The following is a 15,756-nucleotide window of genomic DNA, read 5'->3' on the forward strand; positions in this document are numbered from 1 at the left end:
TTTATTCGCCACTTTTAGTGTGATAATCGCCGCTTCTTCTTTCGTATTCGCCACAACTGCCTCTGTATTCTCCACTTTCAAAGAAAAAATAGCCACTTTAAAATAATATTCGCCACTTCCTGATATATTGGCCACTTTTATTTTTTATTCGCCATTTATAGACGGAAAAAAAGCCATGGCAACTTTTTGCCATAGCTTTCGTCCTATAATTTACTAAGCCAATACTGCTTCTGCGACACCATTGTCGGATAATAAAATTTCTTTCAAGCGTGCTTTTGCGCGGAACAGACGAGATTTTACAGTACCGATTGATACTTTCATCAGCTCGGAAATTTCAGCTAGTGAGAATTGGTCCACATAGAAATACCATAATGTTTTTTGGTAAATGCTATCAAGCTGGCCCATTTTCTCTTGGACGATTTTTGTGATTTCTGTTTTTTCCACAAGCTCTTCTGTCGTAAAATCATTGTTGGGAACCAAATCTAAAATCGGCACGTCTAATTGTTCAGGTTGATTCATCATGTATTTACTGCGACGTACATTTTTGCGATAGCGGTCGCGGAATGTATTCATCGTAATTGTTGTAAGCCATGCTTTTACATGGTCTACTTTTGATACTGATTCTTCATAGCGTACAACTTTTACCCAAACTTCTTGCATTAAATCTTCTGCTTCGTTTTGATTGCGTGTAAGCTTTAAGCAAAGATGGTAAATGTAGCGGTTGTATTCATCATAAATAGTCGTTAATAATTCATTCATTTGAAAGTCCTCCGATAGATTTTATATGAAGTGCGCCCTTGGCATAGTTACATCGTATGTTTATGTTAAATTTCCTTATGACCTTATTGTGCCAAATTAAACTATTACACTCTATCGGATTGGCTTTCAATTACCTTACAATGCTGTAAGATTGGTTGTAATCATTTGAACGAAATAAATGTTTCTGCATTATAAAATTCTATATGATAGTAAACGCCTCTTCATTATAGTATGGTTGATTTCCATTCCGGGTCGGACGCTTTCCAGGGGCCCGAGGCCAACACGATGTTGGTCACAAAAGCGTTGCCACAGGACGTGGGTTCTTAGCTTTTGTTCCTTGCGCTCTCACCCGGGCTAGCCCCCTAGGAGTCGCCTCCCCTCCATTCCCAACCAACTATCCCTTAATACCCCCTATAACGTTTCCATTACATAAGTAAGCAATTCTTGTAATCTTTTAAAATCCTTTTCAAAACTTGGCTGGATTGTGCTGATTTGGGCGATGTTGCGTTCCTTTAAATAAGCGCTGTCACCATGCAGTAAAAAGCCGTTCAATGCACATGTGGTAAGAATTTCAGCCATTTTCGGGTGTTCCCATGTAGCAATCATCGGATAAGTTACTGTTACTTTAAATGCCGAATTTTTAATTGTTGCCATCCGCTTTTCCAATACTTCAAAGCGCTCCGGATACAACTTTAGTGCATCACTGACAGCTTCCACAAAATAATGCGGCAATGTGAATGGAATTTGTTTCTCTATATAATAAGGCAAATTTAAATACAACGGCGCATCACTCGAAACCGGCCGTTCCTTACAAAAGATGAAAGCAAGTCCCGCCATCGCACCGAGCGACTTCCCGCTAACTGCTGTTGCATACTGAAGCCCCTGCATTGAAAATGGCACAGAACCAAACGAACTAATACAGTCCGCACATAACTTGATATCATATTTATCCGCCAGCTCCCGTAACTCGTCAAGCGGATTCAATATACTGTTTGACGTTTCGCCATGCACAAATACAATGTATCGATAACCGCCCATTTGTAAATATGCTTCAATTTGCGCAATATCGAATAGATTTCCCCATCCAACATCGATTTTTTCAATATGTAGACCCCACTGTTTTGCCTGGTTATAAAGGCGATGGCCGAACTCCCCATTTACCAATACTAGTCCGGCTTCATTAGGAAATTCGCTTTTCATCTGGCCAAGCATCGCATCATTGGCAAGTGTCCCTGTACCAACAAGCGGTATTACGTAATTTGCCTTTGCTAGCTTACATAACTCATTTTTCATCTCATCAAGCTCTTGTTGAAATTTTACGGAGCGATGAGAAATCGTTGATGGAATGAGCGGCTTTTCCAATGCAACCGGTCCTGGGAAAAACACTATATTCTGTTCACGCAGACGCTCACGGAAAACCGCACTTTCCTGCCGTGTTAAAACCATCGGCAAATAACGTGCTTCCTCTGTTCCGACGGCTGAAGCAAATTGTCTGAACCCCATTTGTGTATACATTTTCTCTTCACGTACCGTACCGGAAATGACACATGCCGTATAACCCTCATCATAAAAATAGCGGTAGATCGCTGTTGCAAGCTTTGTAAAAACACGTCCGTTCCGGTGATCCTTTTTCACCGCGAGCAGCCGGATTTCGCATAAATGCTCGCAAACTTCCGCATCCAAATAGTTTTCTACATCCCCGATTTTACGGTCGATTGAAAATGGTCGTGTATCGCGGAATGCTACCATACCAACCATTTCCGTATTTTTATAAACTATCACATATACATTTTCTTCATGAAATTTATCGATGAGACGACGCGAAGGATTGTGCTCATGTTGAGGAATTTCCTCCACAAATGTTTCATAATTTAATGCTGCAATTGCGTCGAACTCTTCATCTGTTGCTGCAATTTTACTCCAGTACATTTGGTTTCACCCTCTCTACAATGCTATGACGCTGTTTCCAAATAACGAGAACAAGTGCAATCGTTACGATAAACCCTGCATCCATATATACGCTCGAGACTAGTCCGTACACGATGAATCCGCCGGTCATACTAAGTGTTGCACTTTTTGTAACGAGCAGGCTCAATAAAAAGCCGGTTAAAAATACTAATATCAGTAACGGCGAATAAGCGACCATAGCTCCGATTACCGTTGCTACTCCTTTTCCGCCTTTTCCGCGATTCCAAAACGGGTACAAATGACCAAGCACTACAGCAATGACAGCAAGTGCAATCGTCAGTTCAGGAAGCTCCAGCATACGCCCTGTTTCTACTACGATCAGCCCTTTCATACCATCCCCCACTGCCACGAGGATAAAAGCCCACTTACCTAATGTGCGTCCGGCATTTCGCGCTCCAAGATTGCCGCTATTTGCATGTTGCAAATCAATTCCTTTTATTTTCCCTATAACGACCGCAAAAAGGATTGTACCGAATAAATAACTTAGTAATATATAGAACATCCTGATCACCCTTTTGGATTTATTATTTTTATCGTAGCGTATTTGAGCAGAAGTTGCACCGATTGCTTTCCATATTTATCAAAAACACAATACAGTATTTTTTAACTTTAAATGGGTTTATAAAATGATTATTCGCGGGTACTCCATATAATCATTTAGAGAATCAATTGAAAAAAGTGTGCTTTTATATTCCCTGACGGAGCGTGCTTCCCTCTTTTTTCTAAAAATCATTTATACTAACTATTATCTATTCAAATTTGTTAGGAGTTTATATGAAGAATTTCGGAGGTTTTATCGGCTTTATTTTTATCGGATTACTATTTATAGCGATCATCGGAATCGCAATTTCCGTGGAAGTAGGAATTTTACTGCTTGTCGGAATTGAATTTGAAGGTTGGGGCAACTTAATTGGGTTCATCCTAATTTACGGGATTATAGAGTTTGGGCTTGTCATGGTATCCGATGTCCTGATTGAATTAAAAACAACTTTGCATCAACGGTTCCATAAATACTTTGCGCATCTACTCATCTCCTTCACGCTTTTAATGACAATTTCCCTCATGATGGAATCCATTTACTTGCCTTTATATGGCGGAATTGTCTTTGCCATTGCGACAGCGACAATGTATTGGGTGTTTGACGCAGGCTCAAAAAAAGGAAAGATGAGAAGCTGATTTCCATTCGTTCTATGCTATAATTATTTCTACAACCGAAATAAAGGGAGGCACTCAATCATATGAGTCATTTAGAAAAATTAGATGCTTACTTCACAGAAAACCGTGAACGTCATTTAGCGGAGTTAAACGAATTTTTACGCATTCCTAGTATTTCCGCTTTATCTGAGCATAAGGCAGATATGTTGTCAGCGGCAAACTGGCTGGCAGACCACTTAAAATCATTAAACATCGAAAACGTATCAGTAGATGAAACAGCTGGTCATCCGGTCGTTTATGGGGAATGGCTTCATGCTGAAGGCAAACCGACGATTCTGTTCTACGGTCATTATGATGTACAACCAGTTGATCCGTTAAACTTATGGGAAACACCTCCTTTTGAACCGGCCATCCGCGACAATAAACTGTTTGCACGTGGTTCTTCGGACGATAAAGGACAAGTGTTCATGCATTTAAAAATGATCGAAGCGTTATTTGCGACAGAAGGTACATTACCGGTAAACGTGAAATTCATTTATGAAGGTGAAGAGGAAATCGGCAGTCCGTCTCTTCCACAGTATACAGAGGACAATAAAGAAAAATTAGCTGCAGACTTGATCGTCATTTCCGATACAGGTCTATACGCAAAAGGAAAACCGGCAGTATGCTATGGCTTACGCGGACTAACAGGTGTGCAGATTGATGTGCGCGGTGCAAAAGGTGACCTGCACTCTGGCCTTTATGGCGGCGGTGTTCAAAACGCGATCCATGCACTTGCCGAAATTTTAGCATCTTTCCGTGATGAGCACGGGACAATTCAAGTGGAAGGCTTCTATGATTCAGTGCGTCCCCTATCTGAAGAAGAGCGTCAAGCTTACCGTGACCTAAACTTTGATGAAGAAGCATTAAAAGAAGAAGTCGGTGTGAAAGAATTATTCGGTGAAGCTGGCTATTCTTACTTGGAACAAACATGGGCACGTCCAACATTGGAAGTGAACGGCGTATTTGGCGGCTTCTCTGGTGAAGGCATTAAAACAGTATTACCTGCTGAAGCGGGTGCAAAAATTACATGCCGCTTAGTACCGGATCAAGACCCTGAAGAAATCGTTTCTTTACTGAAAGCGCATATTGAAAAGCATAAACCAACTGGTGTCGAAGTAACGATTTCTGAATTTGATAAAGGAAAACCTTATTTAACTCCATTTGACCACCCGGCAATTCAGGCGGCAGGTCGTTCATATGAAAAAGTATACGAAGTACCTACAGCTTATACGCGCGGTGGCGGATCAATCCCGATTGTTGCAGCATTCGATGAAATTTTAGGCCTGCCTGTTGTGCTAATGGGCTTCGGTCTTTCAAGTGAAAACTTCCATGCACCAAACGAACACTTCCATCTTGAAAACTTCGACCAAGGCTTGCGAGTACTTGGCGATTACATGCATGAAGTAGCAACAATTAAATTTTAAAGATAAAAGTGCTAAAGCGCCAGTCCAACTCCTAGTGGGCAAAACGCCATGTCCCTGTGGCATTCCCATAATGACCCACATCATGTCAGAGGAGTTGGCTCTTTAGCCTAGCCTTAAACAAAAAAGACTCCAATGCCCACTACAGCATTGGAGTCTTTTGTATCCGTACGGGACCATATAAAAATAGGGGGGTTTTATATGTTGTCGAAGTCATGTACGAGATTTATGAGTAACATAGCATATCAATGAGTGAGCAAGTCTTCCTATCATGCAACCCGCTCTACTTGATAAACCAATAATAACATGTCCCCTTCCATCAAAAAACACGAGGGTTCTCATTGTCATATTATGCTCACATTTTCTGTTCACAATTTCTCAACAAGCGGATAGAAAATAATAATATTTTGATATTACTTAGTTGATTTTTGATGAAATTTTATAATTTAAAAGAGAAATTCATTATATATAAGTACTTTTCACTAAAAAAAGGAACAAACCTATGCATGCGCTCAGCCTCTATAAACAAAAAACCCATCCATTTTCCCTATAAGAAAATGAATGAGTTTTTAATTCTACAACTTTAAAGCGCATTTAAAATCATGCCAACTGTTGCATAAATAAAGACTGTCCCAAATACAGCCATCATATGGAAGAGCGAATAGCCGAACATAATATTCGCCCATTTCTTCTCACCTTGTTTTTTTGATGCCGCAATACTCATGCAGAGCCAAATGACACCAAGGACAAGAGAAACGATTGTTAAACCTAAGCTAAGCGGTAAAAATAAAAAGCTCGATAAAATTAGGAGCACGAGATAAATATTCGACTGAATATATGTGCGTTGCTCCCCTTTTGCTACAGGTAGCATCGGGATATTCGCCGCGGCGTAGTCTTCTTTTTTACGAATGGCGATGGCATAAAAATGCGGCATTTGCCAAATGACCATAATTAGAAACAGTGCCCATGCAGCCGGATGCCAAAGATCCGGAGCGACGGCTGCCCATCCAATAAGTGGGGGCATAGCGCCTGAAATACTACCAACTTCTGTATTCCAGATCGTACGGCGTTTTGTCCACATTGTATAAGGGACAACATAGAAAAATACACCTAAAAACCCTAACAAAGCAGCTAACGGTGATGCTAAATAAAGCGCCGTACATCCTAGTATTAATAAAATCGTCGCAACAATTAGCACTAACTTCGCAGAAAGTTCTCCAGTAACGGTTGGACGTGTTTTTGTACGGGGCATAATTTGATCAATATCCCGGTCATATACGTTGTTATATGCACCTGCAGCAGCTATGACGGCCGCAGAACCAATAATTGCATAAATAATAGCGGGAATATGATCAATAAAATTTAATTCATACGTATACAGGGCGAGCATTAATGCCGCGATCATCGGAATTAAGTTAGATTTTATAATGCCGGTCTTCACTGCTTGCGCCCACAACTGTCGATTCGATTGCGTTTGCATGTTCTTAATCCTACTTCCTAATTAATCACTTTCTCTAGTATAACCTAATCAGGACGTAAAGGGTTAGCATCCAGGCTTTTTTTCTCATTTTCCCATTTAAAATGTCGTGATAATCCTGTCACAATTAATGATTGGATTGCTGGGCAGACAATTAACGAAACGGCTTATCATTCATTATTGTACAGACTCTTCCCGCTCTCGGTAAACCCACTTAATAATAGGTAGTACACATAAGAATATAAACAGCAAACGAAACAGCTGGAAAACCGTTACAACGGAAATATCCGCCTTAACCGCAGCCGCTAAAAGCCCCATTTGATCGAGTCCACCAGGTGCTGTACTTAAAAAGCTTGTCGCAAAACTTAAATCTAAAAACCGGGCGATGAGCAAGCTTGTGCCGTATGTGAGAATAATCATCGCAACCGTACTGGCAATCCCACCGATCAAAACATTCAATGGAAGACGCAATGTTTCCGGCTTTAATAACAGCCCGATATAGGCACCGATTAAAATTTGCGCAATATGAAGAACATCACTTGGCATTGTCGGCGCTTCAATTCCAAAGAATTTTAATCCGATAACAATGATGATTGGCGTTAAAAAGTGCGCAACAGGCAGCTTTAATTTTCTGCCAAGCGGAACGGCAACAGCAGCGAGCAAAATGACCAAGATCACTTGCCAAACATCCCATGTTAACGGAATACTCGCCCCCCCAACAACGTGACCAGATACTAAAAACGGAATGAGCAGCACGACCCCCAACACACGCACAATATGAAAATAAGTGACTGCTGTTAAATGGACGTCCCCTTCTTCTTCTGCAAACAATACAAGCTGAGATAATCCACCTGGCACATTGGCAGCGACGGCTGTTTTAAATGTAAGACCCGTTGATCGGGCAATAATCCATGCAATACCTAAACAAAACGCAAACAATAGAACATTGACGATGACCATAAAGAACAGCAATGATTTGAAATCGGAAAATAGCGAGAAATCAAATTGCTGTCCAATCGCGACACCGACGATTATAAGTCCAGTATTACGCAAAACTGCTGGCCATCTCAGCCTATCTTTTATGAAAAACTGGGCAACCAGTACCGAAAAAATAGGACCGATCAGCCATGGAATCGGCAGTGAAAGCGCGGAGAATAGAAGTGCCCCAATAAGTGCAATGACGAATACAAGAAGCATAACTTCTCCCCTTTTCTTTGATGAATACGTTCATTTTAACTCAAATTATTTCGTAATGCGAACAACTTTTTAAACTGGTAATACACCCCTTATAAAGCTACTAATTAAATAGAAAATATAATATATAAAAATTTTTTATAAATGTTCATGAATTTTTATACATATAGTTCCACTATATATTTTTGTTATATAATAACCATTCATTATAATAATATAAGGTTTAATCCACTTTTTCCATCACCTCATCCACCTAAAACCACTGTATCAGTACACAAACAATTTCACCAAAAATGATTTTTTCATGCGATTTCATTTTACAAGTATAACGACACAACTAAGTATGTAAGCATTTTCATTTGCTATTTTGCGTACTTAGTTGCATAATGAGGACATAAAGTTACTATAACTTTAAAACAATAATAGAGGTGTTAATAGATGATCTATGCAAACCCTAATACTGCTGGTGCAGTAGTTAACTTTAAAGAAAAATACGATAACTTTATCGGTGGCGAATGGGTAGCTCCTGTAAAAGGACAATACCTAGATGTAAAATCACCTGTAACTGGTAAAGTATTTACATCAGTTGCACGTTCAACTGAAGAAGATATTGAATTAGCATTAGACGCAGCACATGCAGCTAAAGGTGCCTGGGCACAAACTTCTGTTGCATACCGCGCGAATATTTTAAATAAAATTGCAGACCGCATTGAAGAAAATTTAGAAAAAATCGCTGTTGCTGAAACATGGGACAACGGTAAGGCAGTACGTGAAACATTAAACGCTGATATTCCTTTAGTAGTGGATCATTTCCGTTACTTTGCTGGTGCGATTCGTGCACAACAAGGCGGAATTTCTGAAATCGATAACGATACAGTAGCATACCACTTCCACGAGCCAATCGGGGTTGTCGGTCAAATTATTCCTTGGAACTTCCCATTATTAATGGCTTCTTGGAAAATTGCTCCGGCATTAGCTGCTGGTAACGTAATCGTAATGAAGCCTGCTGAACAAACACCAGCTTCAATCATGGTATTAATCGAATTAATTCAAGACTTATTACCAAAAGGCGTATTCAACGTTGTTAATGGTTTAGGTATCGAAGTTGGTAAACCACTTGCTACGAATCCACGTATTAACAAAGTGGCGTTCACTGGTTCTACTGGTGTAGGTCGATTAATTATGCAATATGCTACAGAGAATATTATCCCTGTAACATTAGAGCTTGGCGGTAAATCACCAAACGTCTTCTTCCCAGACGTAATGGATCATGACGATGAGTATTTAGATAAAGCTATCGAAGGTTTAGTAATGTTCGCATTAAACTCAGGCGAAATTTGTACATGTCCTTCACGTGCATTAGTTCACGAATCTATCTATGACAAATTCATGGAACGTGTATTAGAGCGCGTTAAAGCAATCAAAATCGGTAACCCGTTAGATACAGAAGTAATGATGGGTGCTCAAGCTTCAAATGAGCAATTACAAAAAATCTTATCTTACATCGAAATCGGTAAAGAAGAAGGCGCTGAGCTACTTATCGGCGGCTACCAAAACCAATTAGATGCTGACCAAGAAGGCGGCTACTATGTGGCACCAACAGTATTCAAAGGTCACAACAAAATGCGTATCTTCCAAGAAGAGATCTTTGGTCCAGTTCTTTCTGTAACAACTTTCTCTACTTTCGAAGAAGCTATGGAAATCGCTAACGACACTGAATTCGGTCTAGGTGCTGGTGTATGGTCACGTAACATGGATACAGCTTACCGCGCTGTACGTGGTATCCAAGCTGGTCGTGTTTGGACAAACACTTACCACCAATACCCTGCTCACGCTGCATTCGGCGGATATAAAAAATCAGGTATCGGTCGCGAAAACCACTTAATGATGTTAGATCACTACCAACAAACAAAATGTATGTTAGTAAGCTATAACAAAAACGCTCAAGGTTTCTTCTAAGCCGAAACAAGAAGCGAACTATTAGAGGATGTGCTTTTACAGTACATCCTCTTTTTTTAGGAGGATGCTTTATGGAAAAGTTAATCGCGACTGAAAAAGCGATTGAGGTTATCGAGCTGTTGAAGGCAAAGCATGGAAACTTGGTGTTTGAGCAGTCTTCCGGTTGCTGCGATGGTACGGTGCCAATGTGTTTTACAAAGGACGGGCACTATATTAGCAGCCAGCTTGTACTTCTCGGGGAAATTGCGGATGTTCCGTATTATATTGATAAGCATCAGTCGGAGTATTTAAAGCATATGCAAGTTCTTGTTGATGTAATGGAAGGTCAGGGCGCATCTTTTTCATTGGAGAGCGCGGAAGGCTTTGCTTTTTTGATGAAATCAAAGGTTATGAAATAATGCAAAACGCCATCCAGCAGCTTAAAAGCTTCTGAATGGCGCTTTTTATTATGATAAAACTGGGGGATAAATTGGGATAGACAATGTCACCAATGCCACACTTAATAATAATAACGATAATTTAACGTTTTTCTTCATATTCCTCGTCTCCTTTATAATTAAATGAATTGGATTGCTTTTTCAAATTTCTTTTCTTGCCTATAGTACTCGCCCAGTAAATAAGAAAACTGCTGGTGCATTTCTTTAAACTCTTCACTGTTTGCTGTAAACGGAATTAACCTCCCCTCCAAAAATTCCATTGCTTTCTTTTCTTGTCCACCTAGCAAATATAAATAAAAAGAAGCAAATAAATTAAAACTTAGTTTTCTCTTACTTTTTGCTTCTTCCTTTAACATAGTAAAGGTTTTGAAACTTTCTACTTTTTGATCAAGGCGAAATTGCGTCATGCCCAAATTATATAAACAAAATAGATAGTTATCGCTGTTATTTTCCATTAACGAAGCACTTTGCTCAAAATAAACGAGGGCTCTTTCATATTCGCCTCTCATTTGATATAAATCCCCAAGGTTATGATATATAGCAGGCAATAACTGCTGTTGCTGCATCAGTTCCACATTTCTCAGGAGATGATCATAAATTTCGATTGCTTCATGGAATACTTTCCCCTGCGCGTAATAAAGAGCGAGCGACATGGAAGTATAGATAATCCGCTTAAAATTAAACTGATCCTTATAATAATGCAGTGCTTTTCTCCCATAAAGAATCGCCTGGCTCGGTTCATCCAGCCGGCCTTTTATTAACGAAAAGTGATAGTAAAACTCCCCTTCCAGTGACCCAAGTTCCGAGCTTGTCTTAAGTATATTAGTTAGTTCTACAGCTGCTTCTGCATACTTACCCCTTGTTATTAAAACTAATGCATAATAGTAAGAATGTAAATATCTCTCATGTTGGGAAAAATTCTGACGGTGGGCATTTAGCCACTTCAACTGATGTTCCGCCATTTTGTAATCGTTAATAAACACGTAGTAACGTAATTTATAAAGTTCATATAAATAAACTGATTCTGTAAAACCAATGATCTCTTCATAATCTTTTAATAGTCCCATTGTCGCAATAGCTTTTTCGTTTTCTAGGTAATTGATCTGTTTTTGTAAGTCTTTCAATAACTTTATGATATGGTGTTCGCTATTTTCTACATCACGGCTATTAATATTTAAACGTTCCAAGAGTAGTCGAATTGTCTCACAGTTTGCTTCTTTATTGTTATTCTCAATTTTACTTAAATGTGGAATCGAGCAAATTCCCGCTGCTACCTCATTTTGAGTCATTCCAAGCTTTGTACGGTAGTACTTTATTAAAGAACCTATTTTCATTCAAATACCACACCCCTTTTAAAGTTCGTTTGTTAGTTAGTTTATCTAGTATACTTAATATTTTCCCAATAATCAAAAAACTATTAATGTGATAAATTCAATATGTAATCCAAATATATTTTGAAAAGGGGTCAGGAAAAATGAAAAAAGTGAAGAGTACATTATTTAGTCTTTTGATTGCAGGGTCATTGATGAGTCCAGCACATGCGGCAACTTTGGGTAGCGAAGACAATTCGGCAAATAATGTCGGCCAAGAAAAGTTCCGTGTGTACATTGAAGCAAACAACCAGTCTGCAAAACAATCAGCAAAGGCACAATATTCTGCTCGTTGGGAATTAACAGAGAACGGATTTTCAACGGAAATGAATGAAAAGCAATTTCAGGCATTACAAAAGAATAAAAATTTCACAGTCACAAAAGTTCCTGTCGTTTCTTTAGACCCGATCAACTTGGAATTGGGCGAGAATTATACAGTAGAAGATAGAACGCCGGATGCATCAGCTTACGCAAGAGCTTCCCAGCAAGTACCATGGGGAATTAAAGCAATTTATAATAATAGTTCTTTAACATCTACATCTGGAGGAAGCGGCGTAAATATCGCCGTACTTGATACGGGAGTGAACACGTCCCACCCTGACCTAGCCAACAATGTGGAGCAATGTAAAGACTTTACGACTGCAACAACTGTTGTAAACAATAGCTGTACTGACAGAAACGGCCACGGTACGCATGTTGCCGGTTCAGCATTGGCAGATGGTGGAAGCGACCAAGGTGGCGTCTACGGTGTTGCTCCAGATGCAGATCTTTGGGCATACAAAGTGTTAACAGACAGCGGTTCTGGTTACTCGGATGATATTGCTGCTGCGATTCGCCATGCGGCTGATCAAGCAACATCTACTCGTACAAAAACAGTTATTAACATGTCATTAGGTTCTTCAGCGAACAACAGCCTAATTTCAAGTGCTGTCAACTATGCATACAGCAAAGGCGTACTTGTAGTAGCAGCTGCTGGTAACTCAGGCTATGCACAAGGAACAATCGGCTATCCGGGTGCATTACCGAACGCCATTGCAGTAGCTGCATTGGAAAATGTACAGCAAAACGGCACTTACCGTGTAGCTGACTACTCTTCACGCGGTTATGCTTCAACGGATGGCGATTATGTCATTCAACAAGGTGATATTGAAATTTCAGCTCCTGGTTCAGCCATTTATTCTACATGGTATAACGGCGGCTACAATACAATTAGCGGAACATCGATGGCTACACCTCACGTATCAGGTTTAGCAGCAAAAATCTGGGCGCAAAACCCGTCTTGGTCACACACGCAACTGCGTTCTAACTTACAAACACGCGCAAAAGCTGTAGATATTAAAGGCGGTTACGGTGCCGCTACAGGCGATGACTACGCTTCAGGATTCGGGTTTGCCCGCGTTCAGTAATAAAGGATGTAATAAAAAACGAAACACCGGACGTACTGCTGGTGTTTCGTTTTTTCATTTATTTTGTTCTACCCCTCTGCTTAACGGTACACACCTTTTAAGGTTGGGGTCTTTATTCTAATATGTTCGAGAATGTTCTAATATAATTTTATTTGTTCTAATAAAGTTGCAATTTTCTAATATAACTGTGAGTTGTGCTAATAAGTAACCGCTTTGTTCTAATATCCCCTTTTGATTAGCTAATATCTCTCGAACTTTTTCTAATATCCGGTCCAATTGTTCTAATAAAAACCTGATCGCATTACAGTTTTGCGAATTCAACCGCATACGAGACTAAAAAGTAGATGAAACCGGCGCAACTTCAAATATCTTTCTGATTTCTTCTAATATCGTCTCAAATTTTTCTAATATCTTGCATCATTGTTCTAATAAAAACCCGCACAACAAAAAAACAGCTTAAGCAAAAATTCACTTAAGCTGCTTCACGTTCATTATAATTCACAAGCCCAGCCATCTTTATCGCCGTCTCTTGCGGTTGCATAAGCGGGATGTGATGAGCTGACACCTGACGGATAATACACACGCATTTCCGTACAGTTTTTAAATGCAGTCGGTGCTCCTGGAATGACATACGTCCCTGAATTCACATCACCTGTTGGTTTTTTAGGTGTAGTATTCGGCACGATAAACTCTTTTGCACTAATGGAGTAGGATTGACCGTTCGTCGTCACAACAATTGTTCCATCCTGTGCAGTTGCGTAAGCTTTTGTACCAACCGTATTAATGTTTGCTAGCACTTCTTTATGTGGATGGCCATAGCTGTTGCCCTTTTCATAACTTAAAATAACCGCTTTCGGATTTACTTTTTGCAAAAACCCAAGCGAGCTGCTTGAACTTGAACCGTGATGACCCGCTTTTAAAATCGTTGCGGAAACATCATATTTCTTCGCAATTTGCTCTTCGATTCCTGCATCCGCATCGCCCATCAATAAGAAGGACATATTTTGATACGTCAGCTTTAAGACGATCGAAGCATCATTCATATCACTTGCTTGTGCATTGACAGCTAAAACTTGAGTCTTCATATTTGAATCCAATGAAATCAAGTCTCCCGCTTTCGGCTCTGTATAAGGAATTTTTTTATTGGCTACCATCTGCAGTAAGTTTTCATACGTTGCCGTTGTATGGACTTTTCCGCTGTTAATAAATTCACCCACCGTAAAGCTTTCCAGTACTGCAGCCAATCCACCAATATGATCGGCATCCGGATGTGTTGCAACTACGTAATCAAGTTTCGTTACATTTTTAGATTTCAAATAAGCAACAACCGTATTCCCATACTCTTTCGTCCCTGCATCAATAAGCATTGTTTTGCCATTTGGTGCTTGTACGAAAATCGAGTCCCCTTGTCCAACATCTAAAAAATGTACGTTCAATTTAGAAGATGATGATCCTAAGCTCTCCTGATATTTCACCGCACGTGCTAAAAACGCAGAAATATGAGCACGAGTTAAATTATTCGCAGGCTTAAATGTACCGTCTTCATAACCAGTTGTAATTTTTGCTGCAGCTAATTGACTTACCGCTTCATATGCCGTATGCCCTTTTTTTACATCTTTAAATGTTTTCGTACCCTTCGGTAAATCAAATGCACGTGCAATAAATGCCGCCATATGACCACGTGTCACTTTTGTTGTCGGCTTAAACGTGCCATCCGTATAGCCGTTAATGATACCGGCTTCTACAGCTGATTGAATATATCCGCTGTTTTTATGTGACTTCGGAACATCTTTAAATTTTGTCGCTCGTTGTGTCCCATCAAGACCAACAGCTTTTGCAACCATGACAGCCACTTCTTCGCGCGTCACAATATCTTTTACACCGTACGTCTTTTTGTCGGCACTAATAATCCCTTTATTCAATAAATAAGCTATATCCTGATAATTACTATGTTTTGGCGGTACGTCAGTAAACACTTGTTCTGCACTCGTCGTTGTAGTATGTAACATTGTGGATATAGCTAGAAGAAACACTAATAATAAACTAAATACTTTTTTCATTTTCTAACCTCCCTTATACATTATAGGTTTTTTAATAAAGAAAGGAAGTTATTTTCGAATAGTATCTAATAAATCTTTTTGGTAGTAATGGATTGATCATCCATTCATGATTACTCAAAATTAGAAGTGGGATTTGTCTTTTTCTAAACAACCTAATATTGAAAATTCCTAGTTCGAGGATTTATATTGGAAATTAAAATTTAAATTCCTTTACAAACAAAAAAGCATGTAGCCTCAGCTACATGCTTAGAAATGACCCGTACGGGATTCGAACCCGTGTTACCGCCGTGAAAGGGCGGTGTCTTAACCACTTGACCAACGGGCCATGGCTCCGAAGGCAGGACTCGAACCTGCGACCTGCCGGTTAACAGCCGGATGCTCTACCAACTGAGCTACTTCGGAATAATTGTATTTGGTGGGCCTAAATGGACTCGAACCATCGACCTCACGCTTATCAGGCGTGCGCTCTAACCAGCTGAGCTATAGGCCCTATTTAAAAACTGGAGCG

At 39.8% G+C, this 15,756-nt stretch carries 12 protein-coding genes and 3 tRNA genes; 5 read left to right on the forward strand and 10 right to left on the reverse strand.

Translation table 11 applies throughout. The features are described from left to right. Positions 1 to 213 precede the first annotated feature (213 nt). From ACQKN3_RS11735 to ACQKN3_RS11745, 3 genes are all read right to left on the reverse strand, one after another. A complete protein-coding gene (locus ACQKN3_RS11735; RefSeq protein ID WP_251689971.1) occupies positions 214 to 759 on the reverse strand; it encodes an RNA polymerase sigma factor in 546 nt (181 codons plus the stop codon). 411 nt (positions 760 to 1,170) lie between these two features. Beyond that, entirely contained in the window at positions 1,171 to 2,688 is a 1,518-nt protein-coding gene (locus ACQKN3_RS11740; protein ID WP_427711541.1) for an aminotransferase class V-fold PLP-dependent enzyme, read from the reverse strand. Beyond that, entirely contained in the window at positions 2,675 to 3,229 is a 555-nt protein-coding gene (locus ACQKN3_RS11745; RefSeq protein WP_427711543.1) for a glycerol-3-phosphate acyltransferase, read from the reverse strand. The genes ACQKN3_RS11740 and ACQKN3_RS11745 overlap by 14 nt, the downstream gene beginning before the upstream one ends. 272 nt (positions 3,230 to 3,501) lie before the next feature. On the opposite strand from ACQKN3_RS11745, the gene ACQKN3_RS11750 reads away from it, so the two are divergent. Continuing rightward, positions 3,502 to 3,903, forward strand: a complete 402-nt coding sequence (locus ACQKN3_RS11750; RefSeq protein ID WP_251689974.1) for a histidine kinase — start codon at positions 3,502 to 3,504, stop codon at positions 3,901 to 3,903. A gap of 62 nt (positions 3,904 to 3,965) precedes the next feature. Continuing rightward, positions 3,966 to 5,348, forward strand: a complete 1,383-nt coding sequence (locus ACQKN3_RS11755; RefSeq protein ID WP_251689975.1) for a dipeptidase — start codon at positions 3,966 to 3,968, stop codon at positions 5,346 to 5,348. A gap of 580 nt (positions 5,349 to 5,928) precedes the next feature. On the opposite strand, the gene cyoE is transcribed toward ACQKN3_RS11755, so the two are convergent. Beyond that, positions 5,929 to 6,825, reverse strand: coding sequence for a heme o synthase (gene cyoE / locus ACQKN3_RS11760; protein ID WP_251689976.1), 897 nt, complete (start codon positions 6,823 to 6,825; stop codon positions 5,929 to 5,931). A 174-nt stretch (positions 6,826 to 6,999) separates the two neighbouring features. Further along, entirely contained in the window at positions 7,000 to 8,019 is a 1,020-nt protein-coding gene (locus ACQKN3_RS11765) for an AbrB family transcriptional regulator (protein WP_251689977.1), read from the reverse strand. Positions 8,020 to 8,454: 435 nt separating this feature from the next. Here ACQKN3_RS11765 and exaC point away from each other — a divergent pair, with 435 nt between their 5' ends. Both exaC and ACQKN3_RS11775 read left to right on the forward strand, forming a co-directional pair. Then, positions 8,455 to 9,975 (forward strand): acetaldehyde dehydrogenase ExaC, encoded by a 1,521-nt coding sequence (exaC, locus tag ACQKN3_RS11770; protein ID WP_014824816.1) that lies wholly within the window; start codon positions 8,455 to 8,457, stop codon positions 9,973 to 9,975. A gap of 71 nt (positions 9,976 to 10,046) precedes the next feature. After that, on the forward strand, positions 10,047 to 10,373 hold the full coding sequence (locus tag ACQKN3_RS11775; protein ID WP_427711547.1) for a DUF779 domain-containing protein: 327 nt from the start codon (positions 10,047 to 10,049) through the stop codon (positions 10,371 to 10,373). A gap of 158 nt (positions 10,374 to 10,531) precedes the next feature. Here the strand turns inward: ACQKN3_RS11775 and ACQKN3_RS11780 are convergent, their stop codons facing one another. Further along, a complete protein-coding gene (locus tag ACQKN3_RS11780) occupies positions 10,532 to 11,746 on the reverse strand; it encodes a helix-turn-helix domain-containing protein (RefSeq protein WP_008404706.1) in 1,215 nt (404 codons plus the stop codon). A 140-nt stretch (positions 11,747 to 11,886) separates the two neighbouring features. On the opposite strand from ACQKN3_RS11780, the gene ACQKN3_RS11785 reads away from it, so the two are divergent. Then, the gene (locus ACQKN3_RS11785; RefSeq protein ID WP_427711549.1) at positions 11,887 to 13,188 is read left to right on the forward strand and encodes a S8 family peptidase; all 1,302 of its coding nucleotides are present in this window, start codon (positions 11,887 to 11,889) and stop codon (positions 13,186 to 13,188) included. Positions 13,189 to 13,679: 491 nt separating this feature from the next. Here ACQKN3_RS11785 and ACQKN3_RS11790 read toward each other — a convergent pair whose 3' ends face one another. The 4 genes from ACQKN3_RS11790 to ACQKN3_RS11805 all read right to left on the reverse strand — a co-directional run bounded on the left by ACQKN3_RS11790 (position 13,680) and on the right by ACQKN3_RS11805 (position 15,738). Then, positions 13,680 to 15,248: an S-layer homology domain-containing protein gene (locus tag ACQKN3_RS11790; protein WP_427711551.1), complete on the reverse strand. Its 1,569-nt coding sequence runs from the start codon at positions 15,246 to 15,248 to the stop codon at positions 13,680 to 13,682. A gap of 253 nt (positions 15,249 to 15,501) precedes the next feature. Next, positions 15,502 to 15,573, reverse strand: a tRNA-Glu gene (locus tag ACQKN3_RS11795). Between the two features lies 1 nt (position 15,574). Then, a tRNA-Asn gene (locus tag ACQKN3_RS11800) sits at positions 15,575 to 15,650 on the reverse strand. Between the two features lie 11 nt (positions 15,651 to 15,661). Beyond that, a tRNA-Ile gene (locus ACQKN3_RS11805) sits at positions 15,662 to 15,738 on the reverse strand. Between the last annotated feature and the right edge of the window lie 18 nt (positions 15,739 to 15,756).

The organism is Solibacillus sp. NPDC093137, assembly GCF_050280445.1.
Taxonomy (GTDB): Bacteria; Bacillota; Bacilli; order Bacillales_A; family Planococcaceae; genus Solibacillus; species Solibacillus isronensis_B.

What these genes read in the sequence shown, in the direction of transcription:
- ACQKN3_RS11775 (WP_427711547.1), top strand. Translation starts at nt 10,047, where the DNA reads ATGGAAAAGTTAATCGCGACTGAAAAAGCGATTGAGGTTATCGAGCTG.
- ACQKN3_RS11750 (WP_251689974.1), top strand. Translation starts at nt 3,502, where the DNA reads ATGAAGAATTTCGGAGGTTTTATCGGCTTTATTTTTATCGGATTACTA.
- ACQKN3_RS11735 (WP_251689971.1), bottom strand. Translation starts at nt 759, where the DNA reads ATGAATGAATTATTAACGACTATTTATGATGAATACAACCGCTACATT.
- ACQKN3_RS11785 (WP_427711549.1), top strand. Translation starts at nt 11,887, where the DNA reads ATGAAAAAAGTGAAGAGTACATTATTTAGTCTTTTGATTGCAGGGTCA.
- ACQKN3_RS11765 (WP_251689977.1), bottom strand. Translation starts at nt 8,019, where the DNA reads ATGCTTCTTGTATTCGTCATTGCACTTATTGGGGCACTTCTATTCTCC.
- cyoE (WP_251689976.1), bottom strand. Translation starts at nt 6,825, where the DNA reads ATGCAAACGCAATCGAATCGACAGTTGTGGGCGCAAGCAGTGAAGACC.
- ACQKN3_RS11780 (WP_008404706.1), bottom strand. Translation starts at nt 11,746, where the DNA reads ATGAAAATAGGTTCTTTAATAAAGTACTACCGTACAAAGCTTGGAATG.
- ACQKN3_RS11740 (WP_427711541.1), bottom strand. Translation starts at nt 2,688, where the DNA reads ATGTACTGGAGTAAAATTGCAGCAACAGATGAAGAGTTCGACGCAATT.
- exaC (WP_014824816.1), top strand. Translation starts at nt 8,455, where the DNA reads ATGATCTATGCAAACCCTAATACTGCTGGTGCAGTAGTTAACTTTAAA.
- ACQKN3_RS11745 (WP_427711543.1), bottom strand. Translation starts at nt 3,229, where the DNA reads ATGTTCTATATATTACTAAGTTATTTATTCGGTACAATCCTTTTTGCG.
- ACQKN3_RS11790 (WP_427711551.1), bottom strand. Translation starts at nt 15,248, where the DNA reads ATGAAAAAAGTATTTAGTTTATTATTAGTGTTTCTTCTAGCTATATCC.
- ACQKN3_RS11755 (WP_251689975.1), top strand. Translation starts at nt 3,966, where the DNA reads ATGAGTCATTTAGAAAAATTAGATGCTTACTTCACAGAAAACCGTGAA.